Source organism: Streptomyces sp. NBC_00091, from assembly GCF_026343185.1.
GTDB lineage: Bacteria > Actinomycetota > Actinomycetes > Streptomycetales > Streptomycetaceae > Streptomyces.
The window spans coordinates 269,178-287,764 of sequence record NZ_JAPEMA010000004.1; the positions used below are offsets into that span (position 1 = coordinate 269,178).

General features: G+C 74.2%; 17 protein-coding genes. 10 read left to right on the forward strand and 7 right to left on the reverse strand.

Translation table 11 applies throughout. From position 1 onward, the window contains the following. Positions 1–15 precede the first annotated feature (15 nt). Positions 16–1,401, forward strand: a complete 1,386-nt coding sequence (locus OOK34_RS34355) for a polyketide synthase dehydratase domain-containing protein (protein WP_267038084.1) — start codon at positions 16–18, stop codon at positions 1,399–1,401. After that, the gene (locus tag OOK34_RS34360; RefSeq protein ID WP_267038085.1) at positions 1,377–2,402 is read left to right on the forward strand and encodes an SDR family oxidoreductase; all 1,026 of its coding nucleotides are present in this window, start codon (positions 1,377–1,379) and stop codon (positions 2,400–2,402) included. Before OOK34_RS34355 ends, OOK34_RS34360 begins: the two co-directional genes overlap by 25 nt. A gap of 5 nt (positions 2,403–2,407) precedes the next feature. On the opposite strand, the gene OOK34_RS34365 is transcribed toward OOK34_RS34360, so the two are convergent. Together OOK34_RS34365 and OOK34_RS34370 are read right to left on the reverse strand one after the other, a co-directional pair. Next, complete coding sequence (locus OOK34_RS34365) at positions 2,408–3,586, reverse strand: methyltransferase domain-containing protein (RefSeq protein WP_267038086.1); 1,179 nt, start codon at positions 3,584–3,586, stop codon at positions 2,408–2,410. A 123-nt stretch (positions 3,587–3,709) separates the two neighbouring features. Next, on the reverse strand, positions 3,710–4,330 hold the full coding sequence (locus OOK34_RS34370) for a hypothetical protein (protein WP_267038087.1): 621 nt from the start codon (positions 4,328–4,330) through the stop codon (positions 3,710–3,712). A 200-nt stretch (positions 4,331–4,530) separates the two neighbouring features. On the opposite strand from OOK34_RS34370, the gene OOK34_RS34375 reads away from it, so the two are divergent. After that, positions 4,531–6,354 carry an ABC transporter ATP-binding protein gene (locus OOK34_RS34375; RefSeq protein WP_267038088.1) on the forward strand — a complete coding sequence of 608 codons (1,824 nt, stop codon included), beginning with the start codon at positions 4,531–4,533 and terminating at the stop codon, positions 6,352–6,354. 28 nt (positions 6,355–6,382) lie between these two features. On the opposite strand, the gene OOK34_RS34380 is transcribed toward OOK34_RS34375, so the two are convergent. Further along, the gene (locus OOK34_RS34380) at positions 6,383–7,012 is read right to left on the reverse strand and encodes an endonuclease (RefSeq protein WP_267038089.1); all 630 of its coding nucleotides are present in this window, start codon (positions 7,010–7,012) and stop codon (positions 6,383–6,385) included. A 306-nt stretch (positions 7,013–7,318) separates the two neighbouring features. On the opposite strand from OOK34_RS34380, the gene OOK34_RS34385 reads away from it, so the two are divergent. Then, positions 7,319–9,385, forward strand: coding sequence for a SpoIIE family protein phosphatase (locus OOK34_RS34385; protein ID WP_267038090.1), 2,067 nt, complete (start codon positions 7,319–7,321; stop codon positions 9,383–9,385). 76 nt (positions 9,386–9,461) lie between these two features. Here OOK34_RS34385 and OOK34_RS34390 read toward each other — a convergent pair whose 3' ends face one another. The 4 genes from OOK34_RS34390 to OOK34_RS34405 all read right to left on the reverse strand — a co-directional run bounded on the left by OOK34_RS34390 (position 9,462) and on the right by OOK34_RS34405 (position 12,588). Beyond that, positions 9,462–10,112, reverse strand: coding sequence for a DUF305 domain-containing protein (locus OOK34_RS34390; protein ID WP_267038091.1), 651 nt, complete (start codon positions 10,110–10,112; stop codon positions 9,462–9,464). 68 nt (positions 10,113–10,180) lie between these two features. After that, complete coding sequence (locus OOK34_RS34395; RefSeq protein WP_267038092.1) at positions 10,181–10,606, reverse strand: DUF6153 family protein; 426 nt, start codon at positions 10,604–10,606, stop codon at positions 10,181–10,183. A gap of 242 nt (positions 10,607–10,848) precedes the next feature. After that, positions 10,849–11,895, reverse strand: coding sequence for an NUDIX hydrolase (locus OOK34_RS34400; RefSeq protein ID WP_267038093.1), 1,047 nt, complete (start codon positions 11,893–11,895; stop codon positions 10,849–10,851). A gap of 69 nt (positions 11,896–11,964) precedes the next feature. Next, the gene (locus OOK34_RS34405) at positions 11,965–12,588 is read right to left on the reverse strand and encodes a LysE/ArgO family amino acid transporter (protein ID WP_267038094.1); all 624 of its coding nucleotides are present in this window, start codon (positions 12,586–12,588) and stop codon (positions 11,965–11,967) included. A 69-nt stretch (positions 12,589–12,657) separates the two neighbouring features. Here OOK34_RS34405 and OOK34_RS34410 point away from each other — a divergent pair, with 69 nt between their 5' ends. From OOK34_RS34410 to OOK34_RS34435, 6 genes are all read left to right on the forward strand, one after another. Continuing rightward, positions 12,658–13,563: a LysR family transcriptional regulator ArgP gene (locus OOK34_RS34410; RefSeq protein WP_267038095.1), complete on the forward strand. Its 906-nt coding sequence runs from the start codon at positions 12,658–12,660 to the stop codon at positions 13,561–13,563. A gap of 113 nt (positions 13,564–13,676) precedes the next feature. Beyond that, positions 13,677–14,297: a dihydrofolate reductase family protein gene (locus OOK34_RS34415; protein ID WP_267038096.1), complete on the forward strand. Its 621-nt coding sequence runs from the start codon at positions 13,677–13,679 to the stop codon at positions 14,295–14,297. 107 nt (positions 14,298–14,404) lie between these two features. Further along, complete coding sequence (locus OOK34_RS34420) at positions 14,405–16,138, forward strand: serine/threonine-protein kinase (RefSeq protein WP_267038233.1); 1,734 nt, start codon at positions 14,405–14,407, stop codon at positions 16,136–16,138. Between the two features lie 32 nt (positions 16,139–16,170). Beyond that, complete coding sequence (locus tag OOK34_RS34425; protein WP_267038097.1) at positions 16,171–16,563, forward strand: molybdopterin-binding protein; 393 nt, start codon at positions 16,171–16,173, stop codon at positions 16,561–16,563. 94 nt (positions 16,564–16,657) lie between these two features. Next, the gene (corA, locus tag OOK34_RS34430; protein ID WP_267038234.1) at positions 16,658–17,740 is read left to right on the forward strand and encodes a magnesium/cobalt transporter CorA; all 1,083 of its coding nucleotides are present in this window, start codon (positions 16,658–16,660) and stop codon (positions 17,738–17,740) included. Positions 17,741–17,850: 110 nt separating this feature from the next. Further along, positions 17,851–18,459, forward strand: coding sequence for a GNAT family N-acetyltransferase (locus tag OOK34_RS34435; protein WP_267038098.1), 609 nt, complete (start codon positions 17,851–17,853; stop codon positions 18,457–18,459). Positions 18,460–18,587 lie beyond the last annotated feature (128 nt).

The following is an 18,587-nucleotide window of genomic DNA, read 5'->3' on the forward strand; positions in this document are numbered from 1 at the left end:
AACGGGGCCCAGGTCATGCCCAGGCCCCCGCGTTCCCACTGGCCGACGGACACCGTCGACCAGGCTCCCGGACCCACCGGAATCCTGGGCGCCGTTCTCGACCAGCACCGACTCGTCGGCACGCTGCACACCCGGTTCCTCCGGATGCAGGGCGAACTGATCGCCCGACTGGCCGCTCCCCACTCCGGGAACACCGGACCGGCGGCGACAGAGGAGCTGGTGGCCGACCCGGCCACCGCCCCGTGGCTGCTCGACCACCGCCCGTCCTGGACCGTGCCGACCATGCCGCTGATGTCGATGGCCGACCTCCTCGCCGGCGCCATCTCCCGCCACAGCGGCCGCGCCGTGCGCTCACTCGACGAGGTCCAGGTCCGCCGCTGGCTGCCCCTCCCAGGGCCCACCCGGCTCCGGCTCAGCTGCCGAGGGGAACCGGAACGGCCGACTGCCACCCTGGAACTGTGGTGGGAGGCGGCCGACCCGGCGCTGTCCCGGTTCACGCGGGTCGCCACCGCGACCGCCCGCTTCGACACCCCCGCGCGCCCTGCCAGATTCGCGGCCCTGGCCGACGCTCGCACCATGCCCTGCCCCTACGAGGACGCGAGGCTCTTCCACGGCCCCGCGTTCCAGTACCTCACGTCCTGGCGGCTCGGCTCCCGAGGCGCCAGCGGGACCCTGCTCGCCGAGGGCGGCAGCGTGCCGGCCGGCACCCTGCCGCACGGCCTGCTCGACGGCGCCCTGCACCTCGTCCCGCACGACAGCTTGTGGCAGTGGGACCCCGCGATCGACCGCACCGCCATCGCCTTCCCGCACCGGATCAACGACCTGACCCTGTTCGAACCGCTGCCGGCCCTCGGCGAGATCCAGGTCGAATCCCGCTACGCCGGCACCCACCGCGACGACCCGCGCCTCGTCTCCGTCGACCTCCAGATGTGCACCGGCGAAACAGTCCTCGCCGCCTTCCGGCTCACCGTCGTCCTCATCCCGGCCGGCCCGCTCGCCGCCGTACCACCGACGCGTCGCCGCGCCTACCTGCGCGACCGCGCACCGGTGCCGGAACTGCTGTGCTCCACCACCGACGGCGACGGCGACACGACCGTTCTGCACCGCGACACCATCGAGGCTCTCGACACCCCACCCGGCACGGCCGCAGCCCTCTACGCCCTCCCGGCCGGAGAACACCCGCGCGACCACATCGCCCGGATCGCGGCCAAGGAACACGTCGCACGGCTGATCGATACGCACCCCGCGAACGTCGAACTCGCCCCCGACCTGCGCACCGCCCACCCGGCCGGCCAGCCGGGGCACCGGATCCCGCTCACCGTCACGTCCGACGGCCGCACCGCCACCGTTCGCACCGGCCAACACGGAGGAACCGCATGCCAGCGCCCACCATCCTGGTGACCGGAGCGTCCGGCGTCGTCGGCTCCGCACTCCTGCGCGCCCTCGACGGCGCACACGCCCGCGTCATCGCCCTGACCCATCACAAGCCCGTCCCCGGACGCCACTTGCGAGGGGACGTCACCCGGCCATGGCTCGGCCTGCACCCCGACGACTACCGGGAACTGGCCGCCGAGGTCGACGTCGTCGTGCACTGCGCGGCCTCGGTGAACTTCACCGCTTCCCCCACGCACCTGTACAACGTCAACGTCCGCGGCACCGGCCACGTCCTGTCCTTCACCGCCGACGCCCGGGCGCGCCTGGTCCACACCTCCACCGCATTCATCGCCCGGGCCGGCAACGGCTCCAGCATGGACGGCTACGCAGCCTCCAAGGCCACCGGCGAAACCCTGGTCCGAGAGTCCGGGCTGCCCGCCGCCGTCGTCCGGCTGTCCACCATCACCGGCGACTCCCGAAGCGGCGAGATCGCACGTCATCAGGCCTTCCACCACCTGCTCGGCGCCGCCATGGCCGGCCAGCTGCCCTTCCTGCCCCACCATCCCGGCACGGCCATCGACTTCGTACCCCAGGACATCGCCGCCGCCGGCCTGGCCGCCCTGGCCCTCACTGATCCACCCCCAGGCGACTACTGGATCACCGCAGGCGCCGCCGCCCTCCCGGCCGCCCGCATCCTCGACCTCGCCTACCGGGCGGCCACCGCCCCGGACCGCCGGCGCGGCGACGCCCCCGAGGTCGACCCGCGGCTCTTCCGCACCCGGCTGCTCGACCCGGCCGTTACCGGGCGCGTCATCACCGCCGTCCTCTCCCGGACTCCCGTCGGCACGCCGAGCCTGGTCCAGCACGCGGCGAAGTTCATGCTCGCCTTCAACGGCGCGGCCCCCTTCCCCACCTCGCTCGGCACCCTCCCCGGTGGCCCGGCCGCTCCCACCGCCCACGACCTGGAAGAGGCGCTCAGGGGCACCCTCGCGTACATCCTCGACCAGCCCGAAGGCACCTGGGCCTAGGCCCTTCATGAGTGGACGGCGCGGGTCAGGAAGTGGGTGGGGGTGTCCTCGTACGCCTCGAGGTGCCACCCCGTCGACTCCAGGGCGGGGCGGAGGTTGTGCTCGGCGAGGAGGTCGGACGGGTCCACGGGGCGGCCGTGCCGGGCGGCGCGTTCGGCGCGGCCGGAGGGGTGGAAGAGGAGCAGGACGCCGTCCGGGGCGGTGACGCGGGCCCATTCGCGCAGGGCGGTGTGCGGGTCCGGGAGGTGGTCGAGGAGGCCGGCGGAGAAGATGCCGTCCACGGACGCGCCTGGCAGCGGGAGTCGGGTGCAGTCGGCCGCCAGGAGGTGCCCGTGGCCGGTGCGGCCGTGCCGGGCGGCGGCCGTCAGCATGGCCGGGGTGACGTCGATGCCGAGCACCTGTCCCGCCGGCCCGACCTGCGCGCGCAGGGCGGGCATGGCCCGCCCGGTGCCGCAGCCGAGGTCCACGGCCCGCCTGCCGGGAGCCAGCCGCATGCGGGAGACCGCCGACTCGTAGGCCGGGGTCTGGTAGGCGAACCGCTCCTCCCAGGCGTCGGCCCGGCGGGTGAAGAAGGCCCGTGTGGCGGTGTGTTCGGCGCGGGCCGTCACGAGCGCGGCGAACCGGCCCAGGAGTTCCTCGCCCCAGGGGCCGAGGGCGGGAGCGGTTTCGTCCTGCGGGAGGAAGCGCACGCCCCACGTGCTGGCGCCGATACGGAACGCCTGCTCCGGGTACCCGTCGCAGGAGGCCAGTACGACCGCCCCGGCGGGCAGTTCCAGGGGGTCGGCTGCCGGACGCAGGCCGGGGGAGGGGCGGCCGGCCCCGGCGAAGACCGGGTCGGTGCGGGCGGCGGGGGTGAGTTCCACCGTCCGGTCGTCGTCGGCGGGCAGGCGGGGGCCGGAGTACGGGGCCGCGCCCGCGCCTTCGGCCAGCAGGCGGACGCCGGAGCCCAGGGCCAGTACGGGCACCTCGGCGGCGAGGGCGTCCCGTACCAGGGCCGGGTCGGCCGGTGGCGCGGAGCGGGGGCCGCCCAGGATGATCAGCCCCTCGACCCCGCTGAGGCCGGGGGACGGGTCCGCGCCGTCCGTGAGCAGGACCGTCCGGGTCGACAGCCCCGCCGAGGCGAGCAGTCTGCGTACGGTCGGCGGAGTCTCCGCGGAAGCGTGCTGCACGACGACAACGGACATCCATCGCTCCTTAGATTCGAGCCGACCTGGCTATTTCAGGTGGCATCTACGCAAGGATGCGCCCACGGGGTATGCATATGCCAGACCGTCTCCGTCTGTGGGACGCCGCGTCGCGCGGAGCGGTTACGTCGAGGAGGGCGCGGACTGGGGATCCTTCCCCGTCTCAGCCTGAGTCCGGGCCCGGGCCCGGTCGCGGGACCACGCGCCGGCGCCGACCAGTACGGCCGCCCCGACTCCGTACAGCGGCAGCCACAGGGTCGTCGTGGCTGCCAGACAGTCGGCGACGGCCTTCCCGCTCTGGTTCTCCTGTGCGTACGCCAGAGCGGCGCTGTCGCGATCGGCGAGGCCGCCCAGCGCGGCCCTCGACCGGAGGGCCTCGTACCTGCCCAGCTCCTGACACGCGCTACGCGTGCCCGGCATCGGAAACAGCCACGCCCAGCGCTGGAGCATGGGGGCCAGCACGATCGCCACGCACAGGCCGACGACCAGCGCGTACGCGACCAGAGCGCGCGCGTACGCGGTCCGGACGCCGGGTGTCCACGCCGGCCGTCTCTGGAAGGCGAGGATCACCGCGAGGAGCGTCACCCCGATGAACGTGGCGAACCACTGCCAGGAACCCTGCGCCAGCGCGAACGTCAGTACGGCGGCGAGTCCGATGCCGACGACCCCGGCCTGCCCCGCTGCGTCATGGCCCGCTCCGCCGGATGCCGGCCTTCGGGTTCCTGGGGAACCGGGGTCGTTCACAGGCCCCTCCTGCGGGGTCACGGGCACACCAGCATCCTCCGCACCGCGCCGAGGGCCCCGGCGCCGTGCCGGACGAGGTCTTCGGCCGTTCCCCCCGGCCACCCGTTCGGCGGAGGAACCGGGAAAAGACTTGGACCGCGCGGGCGGCCCTGCGGGACACTGCGATCCCGGGTCCGAAGGTCCAACATCACAGGGTTGGTATGGGATCGTCTGAATCGCACGAAGTTCCGCCGGGCAGGGGCCCGGTACTCCTCGCACTTCGCTACTACGGACGGGAGCTGGCCCGCCAGCGGTGGCTGACGGCGCCCGCGATGCTGCTCCCGGCGCTGGGCAACATCGGCATCAACTACGTCGCGCCACTGGTCGTGGCCAAGCTCGTCGGCCGGATCGCCGACGGCGGCGGCGCCGCCACCGGCATCGGCCCGATGCTGCCCTACGTCATCGCCTTCGCCGGGGTCCTGCTGCTGGCGGAGGGGCTGTGGCGGGTCGGACTGCACTGCCTGAACCGCATCGACGCCCGCGGCATCGAGCAGCTGTACGTGCTCGGCATGGACGAGCTGTTCGCCAAGGACGCGGCCTTCTTCCACGACAACTTCGCCGGCTCGCTGACCAAGCGGGTCCTGAGCTTCGCCTCCCGCTTCGAGGAGTTCGTCGACACCCTGACCTTCCAGGTCGTCGGCAGATGCGTGCCCCTGCTGTTCGGCTCGGTGGTGCTGTGGCAGTACGAACCGCTGCTCGTCGTCGGCCTCCTGACGATGATCGTACTGACGGCGCTGGTCGCGATGCCCCTGATCCGCCGCCGTCAGGCGCTCGTCGACCAGCGGGAGAAGGCGATCGCCCGGGTGTCGGGCCACGTCGCCGACAGCCTGATGAACATGGACACCGTCCGTGCCTTCGCCGCCGAGGAACGCGAGGCCGCCGAGCACCGCTCGAGGGTCGCGGAATCGCGACGGCTCATGCTGCGTTCGTGGGACTACGGCAACCTGCGCATCGACACCCTGGTCGCGCCCATGTCCGTACTGACCAACGTGCTGGGCATGCTGCTCGCCATCGGCCTCGCCGGGGGAGGGCACGGCGTCGAGACGGTCGTCGTCGCCTTCACCTACTACAGCAACGCGACGCGCATCATGTTCGAGTTCAACCAGATCTACCGCCGTCTGGAGAGCTCGATGACGGAGGCCGCGCAGTTCACCACACTGCTGCTGACGCCCCCGACCGTGCTCGACCCGCCGTCCCCGGAACCGCTGCGCCGCCAGGGCGCCGACGTGCGCTTCGAGCAGGTGACCTTCGCCCACGCGGGCGCGGAGCCGCTCTTCGAAGGACTCGACCTGGCCGTGCCCAGCGGGGCGAAGATCGGTCTCGTCGGCCGCTCCGGCGGGGGCAAGACCACGCTCACCCGGCTGCTGCTGCGGATGACCGACATCGACGCCGGCCGGATCCTCATCGGCGGGCAGGACATCAGTCGGCTGTGCCAGGCCGACCTGCGCGGTCTGATCGCCTACGTGCCACAGGACCCGGCGATGTTCCACCGCACGCTGCGGGACAACATCGCCTTCGCCCGGCCGGACGCCACCGACGCGGAGATCCGCCGCGCCGCCGAGGCGGCGCACGTCACGGAATTCGCCGACGCCCTCCCCGACGGCTTCGACACCATGGTCGGCGAGCGCGGGGTGAAACTGTCCGGCGGCCAGCGCCAGCGCGTCGCCCTCGCCCGGGCGATCCTGCGCGACGCGCCGATCCTGCTGCTCGACGAGGCGACCAGCGCCCTGGACTCGGAGAGCGAGGTCCTCGTCCAGGACGCGCTGTGGCGGCTCATGGACGGGCGGACGGCGCTCGTGGTGGCGCACCGGCTGAGCACGGTCGCCACCATGGACCGGCTCGTCGTCCTCGACCGCGGACGGATCGCCGAGCAGGGCACCCACCAGGAGCTGCTCAGCGCGGACGGAGCCTACGCGAAGCTGTGGCAGCACCAGTCGGGCGGCTTCCTCGACGACACCCCCGCGGGCGCCGACCTCCACCCGTGACCCGCGGGGCCGGCCGGGTACGGCGCGGTCAGGCCGCCGCCGCGGCGTGCCCGGACAGTCCGGCGCGTACGAGGGCGGCGGCCAGCCGGGCCAGCTCCCCGGGCGCCACCAGGTCCGCGAGGCCGCTCGCGGTGTGCGGCAGCCCGAGGCCGGCGGCGGCCGCGAGGGAACGCTCGTCGAAGAAGGGGCGCAACCGGGGCCACACGGCCTGGACTTCCCGGCAGAAGATGTCCGCGCCCACCGGCCCGATCCGCGGGAACTCCCGCAGCAGTTCGCGCAGCGCCCCCGTGTCGTCCCCGGCCCGGTCGCGCAGTTCGCGCAGATCGCCGTGGAAGCGGTCCAGCAGCAGCTGAGCGCCCTCGCCCAGCGCGGTCGCCGTGCTCTCGTCGTACCGGACGTAGTGCCCCCGCCCCAGCACCTCCACGCGCAGCCGCCACGTCGAGCCGGCCATGGCCCTGGGCGTCCGCAGCCCGGCCGCGAAGAGCTCCCGGGCGGCGGCCGTGGCCGTGTCCGCCCGGATCCGGGCCGAGCACAGCACCGTGAGCACCAGCAGCCGGTACAGCGGGGCCGGCTTGTCGCGGAGCGTGATCCCGGCTTCCTCCGCGTACGTCCGGCCGTGCTCGCGCAGCAGCCCGGCGACCACCTCGGCCGTTCCCACCGCGGCCTCCTTCCCCGCACCGTCCGACACCGGACGCGTACCCGGTATCCGCCGCCCGTACCGGCGCCGCCGGTCACCGTTTCCGGCGCGGGGACCTGCGGTTTCGCCGTGGACGCGGTGACCCTGGGCATGGTGGCCGACGTCCTGAACATCGCCGCGGCGGGCGCGGCCGCGTACTTCGCCGTACGCCTGACGCGGATGCTGGGCCCCGCCGCGGGGTGACCCCGGCCGCCGGGTCTCCGGGAGGCGGCGTCCCGCCGACCGGCAGACGATGGAGGCGTGCAGGTGCCAGATGAATGAGCCCCGATGAGCGAGCACATCCCGGTCGAGGAGCTGATCAGCAGCGCCGCGCAGGCCGCCGGCGGCTGGCTGGGCGCGCTGCCCGTCGCCCTCGTCGCCACCGGCGCCGACGGGACGATCGTGCGCTGGAACCAGGTCGCGCAGGAGCTGCTGGGCTACAGCCCGCCCCAGATGCTCGGACGCAACATCGCCGACCTGCTGCATCCGGGAGCCGACCGCAGCCTGGGCCGCTCCCTGTGGGAAGCGGCCGCCTCGGGGCGGGGGGTGATGGGCACCGTGACCGCCTGGCACCGCGACGGGCACCCCCTGGAGGTGGAGATCTGGGCCTCCCCGGTGTCCGGCCGGCAGCACGGACCCGCGACCGTCCTGGTCTTCGTGGCCGACGCCCACGCGGCACGGCGCATCCGGGGCTCCTCGGCCGTCTGGGACGGCCTGTTCGCCCGCTCGCCCGTCGGCATCGCCATCCTCGACACCCAGCTGCGGTTCCTCCAGGTCAACGCCGCGCTCGAAGCGATGAACGGGCTGCCCGAGTCGGCGCACGTGGGACGCCGCCTGGCCGAGATCCTCCCCGAGGTGAACGCCCGCGAGATGGAAGAGGCCATGCTGCACGTCCTGGAGACCGGGGACCCGGTCCTGGACCGCCGCCGGGTCGGACGTACGCCCGCCGAGCCCGACCACGACCGGGTGTGGTCCTGCTCCTACGTCCGGGTGGAGGACCCCGCCCACATGCCGATCGGCGTGATCGCGTCCCTCGTCGACATCACCGAACAGCAGCGCGACCACGTGGAAGCCGCGGCCGGGCGCCGCCGGCTCGCGCTGCTCAGCGAGGCCAGCATGCGCGTCGGCTCCAGCCTGGACCTGGAGCGCACCGCGCAGGAACTCGCCGACCTCGCCGTACCGCGCCTCGCCGACGCCGTCACCGTCGACGTCCTCGACGCGCTGGCCCGCGGGGACGAGCCCGGCATGGGCCTGACCGGAGGGGTGGCCCTGCGGCGGCTGGGCCGGGCGCCGCTGTCCGGATCCCGGGTGACCGACATCCTCGCCCCCCTCGGCAGGACGCTCACCTTCCCCGCGACCGCCCCCTACACCCAGGCCCTCGCCGCCCGCCAGCCCTTCCTGATCGCCCGCCTCGACGAACAGGCCGTCGCCCCCGCCGCCCGGCACTCGGCCAAACCCGCGCAACTGCTCACGGTGGGGGTGCACTCGTTCGTCATGGCCCCCCTGGTGGCCCGCGAGGCGGTGCTCGGCATCGCCACCTTCTACCGCACCCGCCCGCTGGGCCCCTTCACGGCCGAGGACGTCACCCTCGCCGGGGAACTCGCCGCCCGCGCCGCGCTCAGCATCGACAACGCCCGGCTGTACCACCGCGAGCACGAGACCGCCGTCATCCTCCAGCGCAGCATGCTCCCACAGCACATCACCCCGCCGGCCGGCATCGAGGTCAGCCACCGCTACCTCCCCGCGAGCGATGTCAACGAGGTCGGCGGCGACTGGTACGACGTCCTGGCCCTGTCCGGCGGCAAGGCGGCCCTGCTGATCGGCGACGTGATGGGGCACGGCATCGCCGCCGCGGCGGTCATGGGCCGGCTGTCCGCCTCCGTACGGTGCCTGTCGCGCCTGGACCTCTCGCCCGTCCAGCTGCTGCACCAGCTGGAAGCCGCGCTCGCCGACCTGGCCGAGCCGATGCTGGCCACCTTCCTGTACGTGGTCGTCGACCCGGCCACCGGACGCTGCACCGTCACCCGCGCCGGTCACCCGCCGCCCGCGCTCGCGCTCCCCGACGGCACGGTCCGCCTCCTGGACACCCCGCCCGGAGTCCCGCTGGGCGTCGGGGGCATCGCGTTCACGCCCACCGAGGTCGTCGTACCGCCGGGCAGCATCCTCGTGCTCTACACCGACGGCCTGATCGAGGCCCGGGGCAGCGACCTCGACGAGCGGCTGGCCGAGCTGACGCAGCTCCTCGCGGACCCCCAGCGCCAGCTGGACCACGTGTGCGACTCGCTGATCACCCACCTCGTCCCGGCGGCGGCCGACGACGACATCGCCCTCCTCGTCGCGCGGGTCGGCGAGTAGCGCCGGGGCCGCACGGCCGCACGGCCGCCGGGGACCGGGGACCCGCACGATGCCGTGGGGGTCCCCGCCCGCCGGGTCAGTTCTTGCCGAGGAGCCCGTTCATACGGGTGATCTCGGCGCTCTGGGAGCTGATGATGGCGGCGGCCATGTCCTTGGCGGGCTGGAACTTCCCGGTGGACTGCTCCGTCTTGGCCATGGCGACGGCGCCTTCGTGGTGCTTGACCATCAGCTGGAGGAAGGCGGTGTCGAAGGCCTTGCCGGAGGCCTTCGACAGCTGGTCCATCTCCTCGCCCGTCATCATTCCGGACATGGAGTGGCCGCTGTGCCCGCCCTGTGCGGAGTCCGCGGCGGGAACCTGCTCGCCCCAGGAGGTCAGCCAGCCGGACAGGGTCTTGATCTCCGGGTCCTGGGCCTTCTTGATCTCGTCGGCGAGCGCCTTGACCTCGGCCGATTCGGCGCGGGTCGCGGCGAGGCCGGCCATCTCCAGCGCCTGCCGGTGGTGGGGGATCATCCCCTTGGCGAAGGCGGTGTCGGCGGTGTTGTTCGCGCCCTGCGCGGTGGAGGGCTGGGCGGAGGCGGAAGCGGACGCGGAGGCCGTGCCCTCGTGGCTGTTGTGCGGGGTGGAGCCGCTGTCGGCCTTCCCGCCGCAGGCGGCGAGGACGAGGGCGGCGGTGGTTGCCGCGGCCAGCGCGGTGGTACGGCGGATCAGGGAACGCTTGGCGGTCATGGTGGTGCTTCTCCTGTGCTGAGGTGTACGGGGGGTGCTCACCGGCCGGAATGCCGGCAGGGGCGGCCCTATACGCGCAGGAGTTGCAGTTCGCTGAGTGAGGGAGGCGCGCGTCCGCACGCCGTCGCCCCGGGCGCGATGCCGTACGAGCCCTCGGCTGCGGCGGGAACGCCGCCGGGCGCGGCCGCCGGCGCGGGCAGCACCGGGGCGCCGCTGGTGCCGGACGCCGCGCAGGTGGGGTCGGCGTGCTGGGCGTGCCCGCCGCCGGAGCCCTCGTGCGCGGGGTCGCCCGCGTGGGTGCAGCCGCAGGCGTCGGCCGAGGCGTGCCCTGCGGCTTCGGCGTGGGCCGCCGCGTGCGCGGCGGGCGGCGGGGCCGCTCCCGGGCCGAGGCCGTGCATGGCCACGAGCCCGGTGAGCACGGCCAGGACGAGGAGCAGGCGGGCGGGCAGCCCGGAGGGCCTCCTCGCGCGTCCGGCCTGCGTACTCGTCCTCATGGCGGCATCGTAGACGACCTCCGGGGAAATACTCCAAAGGGGTAGGGGGTATCCCGGGCGGTTCCACCCGCACGGGTTCACGGCCCGCCCGGGGCGGCGTACCGGTAGCCCACCGCGTCGACCGCCGTGGTGTCGAGGCCATGGCGGGCTGCCCGCGTACGACGTCCCGCGCCGTCCGCGCGCGCGGGCCGCCCCGGCGATCCGGCGGCCTGCGAACGGGTCGGGGGCCCGTACGGATTCCCTCAGGCCGGGCCCACCGGGCGGCCCGAGTGGAGTTCCAGCGGGCCGGTGCCTTCGGCCAGGGCCGTCAGGCAGGCCTCGATCTGGCGGCGCAGCTGCGGTTTGACCAGGCCCCGCAGCTCCTCCCGGCGAGCCGTGCGCCACTCCAACAGCTCGGTCGCAGGCAGCCGGATCGCGGCGAGGTCGGCCGGGCCGAGGACTCCGCCGTCGTACAGGAACCGGATCCGCGCCGGATAGCCGGGCCGGTGGGTCCAGTTGACGGCGAGGAGGCGGCCGGGGGCCAGGTCCAGGCCGATCTCCTCGCGGACCTCGCGCGCGGCCGCCGCCCGCGGGGTCTCGCCGAGGTCGCTGTCCACGCCGCCGCCGGGGAGCAGCCAGCGGTCCGGCTCGCCGTAGCCGGGCCGGACGAGCAGGACCCCGCCGGCCCCGTCGGTGAACAGCACGTTCGCGGCGGTGAGCGCCTTGGGCCGGGCCGCGCGGTGGCCGGCCGAGTCGTAGCCGCCCGCGTGTTCCAGGGCCGCGCGGTCCGCCGGATCGAGGCCGGCGGGGGAGCCGGGCTGCGGTACGCCGTCGACCAGGTGCGCGACGGAGCCGGAGTACAGCGCGGCCAGGCCGGCGCGCAGCCGGGGCGCGAGCCGGGCGGGCAGCTGCTCGGCGGCCTCCTCCGGGCCGAGCCAGCGGGCGTCGGAGACCTCCCCGTCCGCGAAGGAGATCCCCTCGACCCCGGCGGTGCTCAGCGGCCCCACGAGGTGCACGTGCACCACGATCGAGCGGCCGAGCGCGCCGGGCGGGCAGCAGTCCACGGCCAGCAGCCGGCCGACGGGGACGGACAGGTCCAGCTCCTCCTTCAGCTCCCGGGCCAGCCCCTCCTCCGGGGTCTCGGTGTCCTCCACCGTGCCGCCGGGCAGTTCGAGGTCGTCCTTGTAGGAGGTGGTCAGGACGAGGACCCGTCCCTGCGGGTCCAGGACGATCCCGGTCGCGGCGACGAGCGGGGCCGGCTGGGCGGCGTAATAGGCGCGCACGGCCTCGGGCGACGGGCGGTCGGGCACGGCGGCGGCTCCGGGATCGGGGGAGGGGCGGGGTGGAACGTACCGGAATCAGTACCACGTCCGCGGACTTCAGGCCCGTACGAGGAGCAGCCCGCCCATCGTGACCATGGTCGTGGCGACCAGCCCGTCCAGCACCCGCCAGGAGGCCGGCCGGGCGAGCAGGCCGCTGAGCAGCCGGGCGCCGTAGCCGAGGGCGCCGAACCAGGTCAGGCTCGCCAGCCCGGCCCCGATCCCGAAGGCCCAGCGCAGATCGCCCCGGTCGGCGGCCAGCGAGCCCAGCAGCAGGACGGTGTCGAGGTAGACGTGCGGGTTGAGCCAGGTCATGGCCAGGCAGGTGAGCACCGCCGCGCGGGCGGAACCGGCGGCGGCGCCCCCGGTGTCGAGGGCCGCGCCCGGGGCGGGGCGCAGCACCCGCCGGGCCGCGAGGATCCCGTAGCAGATCAGGAAGGCGCCCCCGGCGATCCCGACAGCCGTCAGGGCGGCGGGCCAGGCGGTGACGAAGGCACCGACGCCGGCCACGCCGAGGCCGATGAGGAGCGCGTCGGACACGGCGCAGATGGCGACCACCGCCAGGACGGCGTGCCGGCGTGCGCCCTGGCGCAGCACGAAGGCGTTCTGCGCGCCGATGGCGACGATGAGGGAGAGGCCGGTGCCGAAACCCGCCAGGAGAGCTGTGGTGATGCCGTTCGTCATGGGTTCGACCGTAAGGAGCGCGCGTCGATGAGTACAGCTAAAGATTTTTACGTATCATTAGCGCTCGTGATGGACGAGCTTCCCCTGGACCAGGTGCGGACCCTGCTCGCGGTCGTGGACGAGGGCACCTTCGACGCGGCGGCCGCGGCCCTGCACGTGACGCCCTCCGCCGTCAGCCAGCGGGTCAAGGCGCTGGAACAGCGCACCGGGCGGGTGCTCCTGATGCGCACCAAACCGGTGCGGGCGACGGAGTCCGGCGAGGTGGTGATCCGCTTCGCCCGCCAGCTGGCCCGGCTGGAGCGGGACGCGCGCGCCGAGCTGGGGATGGGGATGGCTGACGGGCTGGGCCCGGTCCGGATGCCGATCGCGGTCAACGCGGACTCGCTGGCCACGTGGTTCCTGCCCGCGCTGACCCGGGTGCCGCAGCAGCCGCGGATCTGCTTCGAGCTGCACCGCGAGGACGAGTCCCACACGACGGCGCTGCTCCGGGAGGGCCAGGTCATGGCGGCCGTCACCTCCTCGCCGGACCCGGTGGCCGGGTGCACGGTGCGGGCGCTGGGGCTGGCGCGCTACCTGCCGGTGGCGAGCCCGGGCTTCGCCGCCCGGTACCTGACGGGGGAACCGGGGCGGGACCTGCGCGAGGCCCCGGTGATCGTCTTCGACCGGCGCGACGCCCTCCAGGACCGGTTCCTCCGCACCCTCACCGGGGGCGCCTCGGGAGCCTCGGCCGCGCGTCACCACGTACCGACCTCGGAGGGGTACCGGGACGCGGTGGCCGCCGGCCTGGGCTGGGGGCTGGTGCCGCAGCCGCAGGCGGAGCCCCTGCTGGACACCGGCACGCTGGTACCGCTGGCGCCCGGGCGCTCGCTGGACGTGCCGCTGTACTGGCAGCAGTGGAAGCTGGACTCGCCCGCGCTGGCGCTGGTCGCCCGGGTGGTCGCCGAAACGGCCATGGAGGCGCTCCTGCCGGTCTGAGCTGCGGCCGCCGCGGTCGCTGCGGTCCGGGGGCTCGCCCGGGGGCGTCCGTCCGCCCCGCGGCGTCTACTGGGAGGGGGAGCGCCCGCCGACCGACTTCTCTGGAGCGCCGGATGAGGAAGATCACCGCAGAGCTGTTCGTCTCGCTCGACGGCGTCGTGGAGGCGCCCCACGAGTGGCACTTCCCGTACTTCGACGACCGGATGGGCGCGGCCGTCGACGCCGTCGTCGGCGCCGCCGACACCCTGCTCCTCGGCCGCAGGACCTACGACAGCTTCGCCGGGGCGTGGCCCGGACGGGAAGCGGCCGGAGGGGAGGACGCCGCCTTCGCCAAGGGCCTCGGCGACGCCCGGAAGATCGTCGTGTCCCGGCAGCCGCTCGAGTTCACCTGGCGCAACTCCGAACTGCTCGGCGGGGAACTCGTCGAGGCGGTCAGGGCGTTGAAGAACGAGCCGGGCGACGGCCCGATCGCGATGAGCGGCTCGGTCTCCGTCGTCCGCCAGCTGCTCGCCGCCGGGGTGCTGGACCGGCTGCACCTGCTGGTCCACCCGATCGCGGTGCGCAAGGGCATGCGCCTCTTCGACGAGGGCGAGCCCGCGATCCCGCTCAGACTGGTCTCCTGCGAGGCCTTCGAGACCGGCGTGCTGAACCTCTTCTACGCCCCCGCCGAGCCGCCCGGCCAGGCGACTTACGAGGACGCCAAGTCCCACCTGCCGCAGTCCGGAGCCGACTGAGACCGCACCGGACGCCGCGCCGTCTTCATCTGCTGATCATGCGTCTACGCTAGGGCCCGGCAGGTCGCCGACGGGCGGCCCGTGAGGGAACGGAGCATGCGGTGCCGGTGCCATCGGGGCAGGCAAACGACGGAGACCTGGTCGGCAAGGCACTCGGGGGGCGCTACCGGGTGACCGAGATGATCGGCCGCGGCGGTATGGGAGTGGTCGCCCGGGCGGTCGACGAGGTGCTGGGCCGGGAGGTGGCCGTCAAGCTGCTGCGGGCCTACACCGACGCGAGCCCCGCCGAACTGGCCGACCTGCGGACCCGGATGCAGCGCGAGGCGCAGGCCGCCGCGCGCATCCGGCACGGCGGGGTGGTCACCGTGCACGACGTGACCGAGGAGCAGGGCCTGCCGGTCATCGTGATGGAGCTCGTCGACGGTCCCTCGCTCGACGACGTGGTGTCGCAGCGCGGCGCGCTGGACCCGTACGAGGCCGCCGCGATCGGCGCGAAGCTGATGGACGCGCTCGACGCCGCGCACCGGGCCGGTGTCCTGCACCGGGACGTGAAGCCGGGCAACGTGCTGCTGGAGCGGGGCGGCCGGGTCGTGCTCACCGACTTCGGCATCGCCACCATGGAGACCTCCGACGACGAGGCGATGGCCAAGCTGACCCGCAGCGGTGAGCTGGTCGGCTCGCTCGACTACCTTCCGCCGGAGCGCGCGCAGGGCAGGGAGCCCGGTCCGGCCTCGGACATCTGGTCGCTCGGGATGACCCTGTACGCGGCGGTGGAGGGCGTCTCGCCCTTCCGCCGGACCTCGGTGTGGTCCACGATGGCCGCGATCGTCGCCGAACCGCTGCCCGAGCCCCGGCGGGCGGGGGCGCTCGCGCCCGTGCTGCTGGCGCTGATGGCGAAGGAGCCGGAGCACCGCCCCACCGCCGACCAGGCCCGCGCGATGCTGGAGCAGGTGGCGGCCGGCGGCGCCGGGGCGGCTCCCGCGCCGGTCCCCGCCCCGGTGGCTCCCGCCCCGGTCCCGCCGACCCCCACCGCGCCGTCCGTCCTCGCGGCCGCCCCCGGCTTCGGGCCCCCGCCCGCGGCCGTCGACGTATCGTTTCCGCAGCCCTACGCCCCGGCTCCCCAACCCGGCTTCCCCCCGCAGGCGCCGCCACAGGGTCCGCCCCTGGGGCCGGCCCAAGGCCCGCCCCAAGGCCCGCCCCAGGGCCAGCCGTCCGGGGAGCCGCTCACGGTCCGCGGGCAGGGCATGGCGGGCGCGGACCGGGCGCGGCGCCGCGGCCGTGCCGCGATAGCCGTGGCGGTCGTCGCCGTACTCGCCGCCGGCGGTGTCACCTACGCCGTGACCAAGGGCAGCGGCGGCGACCGGGTGCGGGCGGGGAAGCCGACACCGGCGCCCGGCAACGGCTCCCCGGCGGCAGGCGGCCTGCCGGGGACGGACCCCTCGGGCCCCTCGCCCTCGGGCTCCGGGCCCCAGGCCAAGCCGTCCGCCTCCGCCTCCGCCTCGAAGAAGCCGGGCACGCCCTCGCCCTCCACGACGGGGTCCTCGCCCGCCTCCGCCAAGCCGAGCCCCGTACCGACGGGCTGCAGCGGCTGGACCCACAAGGACCCGAAGCCGGGCACCTACGGCTACATCTCCGGCGACCACCACCTGCTGGCCGCGCCGTACCAGCAGTGCTCCCCGGGCGCCCTGGTCAAGGACGGTACGAAGCTCTGGTACCACTGCTACATCGTCAACTCGTTCGGCAACCAGTGGACGTTCGTGCGCGTGGACGGCACGAACGCCACCGGGTGGCTGTACAACCGCGATCTGACCCGCCAGAAGGGCTCGTCGCCCCCGTGTTAGCCTCCCGCCCTTACCCGCCCTACGCTGCGGGTATGGAGTCCTACACCATCGGTCAGGCGGCCCGGCTGCTCGGCGTCAGCGTGGACACGGCGCGGCGCTGGGCCGACGCCGACCGCTTCCCCACCCGCCGGGAGGGCGCGCGGCGCATGGTCGACGGGCCGGACCTGGCGGCGTTCTGCGTCGAGGCGGCGCAGGAGGGCGGCGAGGGGGAGGAGGCCCCGTACACCTCGGCGCGCAACGCCTTCCCCGGCATCGTCACCGGTGTGAAGCTCGGCACCGTCGACGCCCAGGTCGAGATCCAGGCCGGCCCGCACCGCATCGTCTCCCTGCTCACCCGGGAGGCGGTCGAGGAGCTGGGCCTGGAGGTGGGCGCGCGGGCCACCGCACGGGTGAAGTCGACCAGCGTCTTCGTCGACCGGGGCTGACTCCGGCCCCTCCCCCCGGGCGCCCGTGGCGGAGCTCCGGCGCGGCGGTGGCAGACTGGCCGCTGATCCGCCGAAGGGGAGTACGTCCGTGTCCATGTTCAGCAACCTGCGCCGGGCCGTGCGCCGCGGCTACCGACGTGCGGTCGACCTCAGCCACCCCGCCCGCTCCCCGCTCGGCAGCGCCGTCGTCAACTGCGTGGTCTACCAGGACGGCGTCCGCCAGGACGGCTGCGCCGAGGCGGAGGAGGCCGTGCGCCGGGTCCGCAAGAGCGGCGAGGGCTTCGTCTGGATCGGCCTGCACGAGCCCTCGCAGCAGGAGCTCGCCGGGCTCGCCGCCCTCTTCGGCCTGCACCCCCTCGCCGTCGAGGACGCCGTCAACGCCCATCAGCGCCCCAAGGTGGAGCGCTACGACGAGACCCTCTTCGCCGTCTTCAAGACCGTCCGCTACGTGGAGCACGAGGAGCTGACCGCGACCAGCGAGGTGGTGGAGACCGGCGAGCTGATGGCCTTCATCGGCGCGGACTTCGTCATCACCATCCGGCACGGCGGCCGCGGCACCCTCGGCCCCGTCCGGGAGGCCCTGGAAGCCGAGCCGGAACAGCTGGCCAAGGGGCCGGCGGCCGTGCTGCACGCGATGGCGGACCACGTGGTCGACGACTACGTGGCCGTCACGGACGCCGTGCAGAGCGACATGGACGCCGTGGAGACGGCCGTCTTCAGCGAGCACGGCGGCCGCGGCGACGCGGGCCGCATCTACCAGCTCAAGCGCGAACTCCTCGAACTGCGGCGGGCGGTGGCGCCGCTGAGCCGGCCGCTCCAGCACCTGGCCACGCAGCCGATACCGGTCATCCCGCCGGAGATCCGCGCCTACTTCCGAGACGTCGCCGACCACCTGTCGCGGGCCACCGAGCAGATCGGCGCCTACGACGGCCTCCTCGACTCCATCCTCCAGGCCCACCTCGCGCAGGTGACGGTCGCCCAGAACGAGGACATGCGCAAGATCACGGCCTGGGCGGCGATCGTGGCCGTCCCGACCATGGTCTGCGGGGTCTACGGCATGAACTTCGACCACATGCCCGAACTGCGCTGGACCTACGGGTACCCGCTGGTCCTCTCCGTGATGGCGGTCGCCTGCTTCCTCATCCACCGGGGCTTCCGGCGCAACGGCTGGCTCTGACCGGCGGCCCGTCGAGGGTCCCGTGGCGCGAAACCCGGGTGAAGTCCGCCGGGGTGGCCGCATAGGGTCCGCCTGACAGTAGTGGATCACTGAGAACGGGCAGGTCGGACATGGTGGAACAGACGAGGGCGGCACAGGCCGGACTGACCGGCGAGCGGGTACGGCTGGAGCCCCTGGACCACCGGCACCACGACGGGCTGTGCGAGGCGGTCCGCGACGGGAAGCTGTGGGAACTCGCGGTGACCCATGTGCCGCACCCGGACGACGTGCGCGGCTTCATAGCCGACGCGATCGAGGGACGCGAGGCCGGCCGGGAGAGCGCGTACGCGACGGTCGACCTGGCCACGGGCCGGGTCGCCGGCTCGACCCGGCTGATGATGATCAACACGGAGCACCGGCGGCTGGAGATCGGCTGGACCTTCCTCGGCCGGACCTGGCAGCGGACGGCCGTGAACACCGAGGCCAAGCTGCTGATGCTCACGCATGCCTTCGAGGACCTCGGGATGAACCGGGTCGAGCTGCTCACCGACGTGCGCAACGCCGCCTCGCGCGCCGCGATCGGCCGCCTCGGCGCGACCGAGGAGGGGATCATGCGCGGGCACATGGTGATGCGCGACGGCCACGTCCGGGACACGGTGATCTACGCGCTCACCCGCCCCGAGTGGCCGGACGCGAAGCAGGCCCTGCGCGCCCGCCTGACGGCCCGTCCCGGGGCCTGAACCCGTCCCGGGAGCCGCCCGCCGCCCGCGTTCCGTACGGACTGGCGGCTTCCGGACGTGTTTCCGCGAGGGGTGTTCTCTGTCTCCGATGTCTGGTAGGAAAGTTTCCTAACGGACCAGGGAAGACT

Excerpts from the sequence above, each read along its gene's own strand:
- OOK34_RS34355 (WP_267038084.1), top strand. The coding sequence starts at position 16 with ATGCCCAGGCCCCCGCGTTCCCACTGGCCGACGGACACCGTCGACCAG.
- OOK34_RS34360 (WP_267038085.1), top strand. The coding sequence starts at position 1,377 with ATGCCAGCGCCCACCATCCTGGTGACCGGAGCGTCCGGCGTCGTCGGC.
- OOK34_RS34365 (WP_267038086.1), bottom strand. The coding sequence starts at position 3,586 with ATGTCCGTTGTCGTCGTGCAGCACGCTTCCGCGGAGACTCCGCCGACC.
- OOK34_RS34375 (WP_267038088.1), top strand. The coding sequence starts at position 4,531 with ATGGGATCGTCTGAATCGCACGAAGTTCCGCCGGGCAGGGGCCCGGTA.
- OOK34_RS34385 (WP_267038090.1), top strand. The coding sequence starts at position 7,319 with ATGAGCGAGCACATCCCGGTCGAGGAGCTGATCAGCAGCGCCGCGCAG.
- OOK34_RS34390 (WP_267038091.1), bottom strand. The coding sequence starts at position 10,112 with ATGACCGCCAAGCGTTCCCTGATCCGCCGTACCACCGCGCTGGCCGCG.
- OOK34_RS34395 (WP_267038092.1), bottom strand. The coding sequence starts at position 10,606 with ATGAGGACGAGTACGCAGGCCGGACGCGCGAGGAGGCCCTCCGGGCTG.
- OOK34_RS34405 (WP_267038094.1), bottom strand. The coding sequence starts at position 12,588 with ATGACGAACGGCATCACCACAGCTCTCCTGGCGGGTTTCGGCACCGGC.
- OOK34_RS34410 (WP_267038095.1), top strand. The coding sequence starts at position 12,658 with ATGGACGAGCTTCCCCTGGACCAGGTGCGGACCCTGCTCGCGGTCGTG.
- OOK34_RS34415 (WP_267038096.1), top strand. The coding sequence starts at position 13,677 with ATGAGGAAGATCACCGCAGAGCTGTTCGTCTCGCTCGACGGCGTCGTG.
- OOK34_RS34425 (WP_267038097.1), top strand. The coding sequence starts at position 16,171 with ATGGAGTCCTACACCATCGGTCAGGCGGCCCGGCTGCTCGGCGTCAGC.
- corA (WP_267038234.1), top strand. The coding sequence starts at position 16,658 with ATGTTCAGCAACCTGCGCCGGGCCGTGCGCCGCGGCTACCGACGTGCG.
- OOK34_RS34435 (WP_267038098.1), top strand. The coding sequence starts at position 17,851 with ATGGTGGAACAGACGAGGGCGGCACAGGCCGGACTGACCGGCGAGCGG.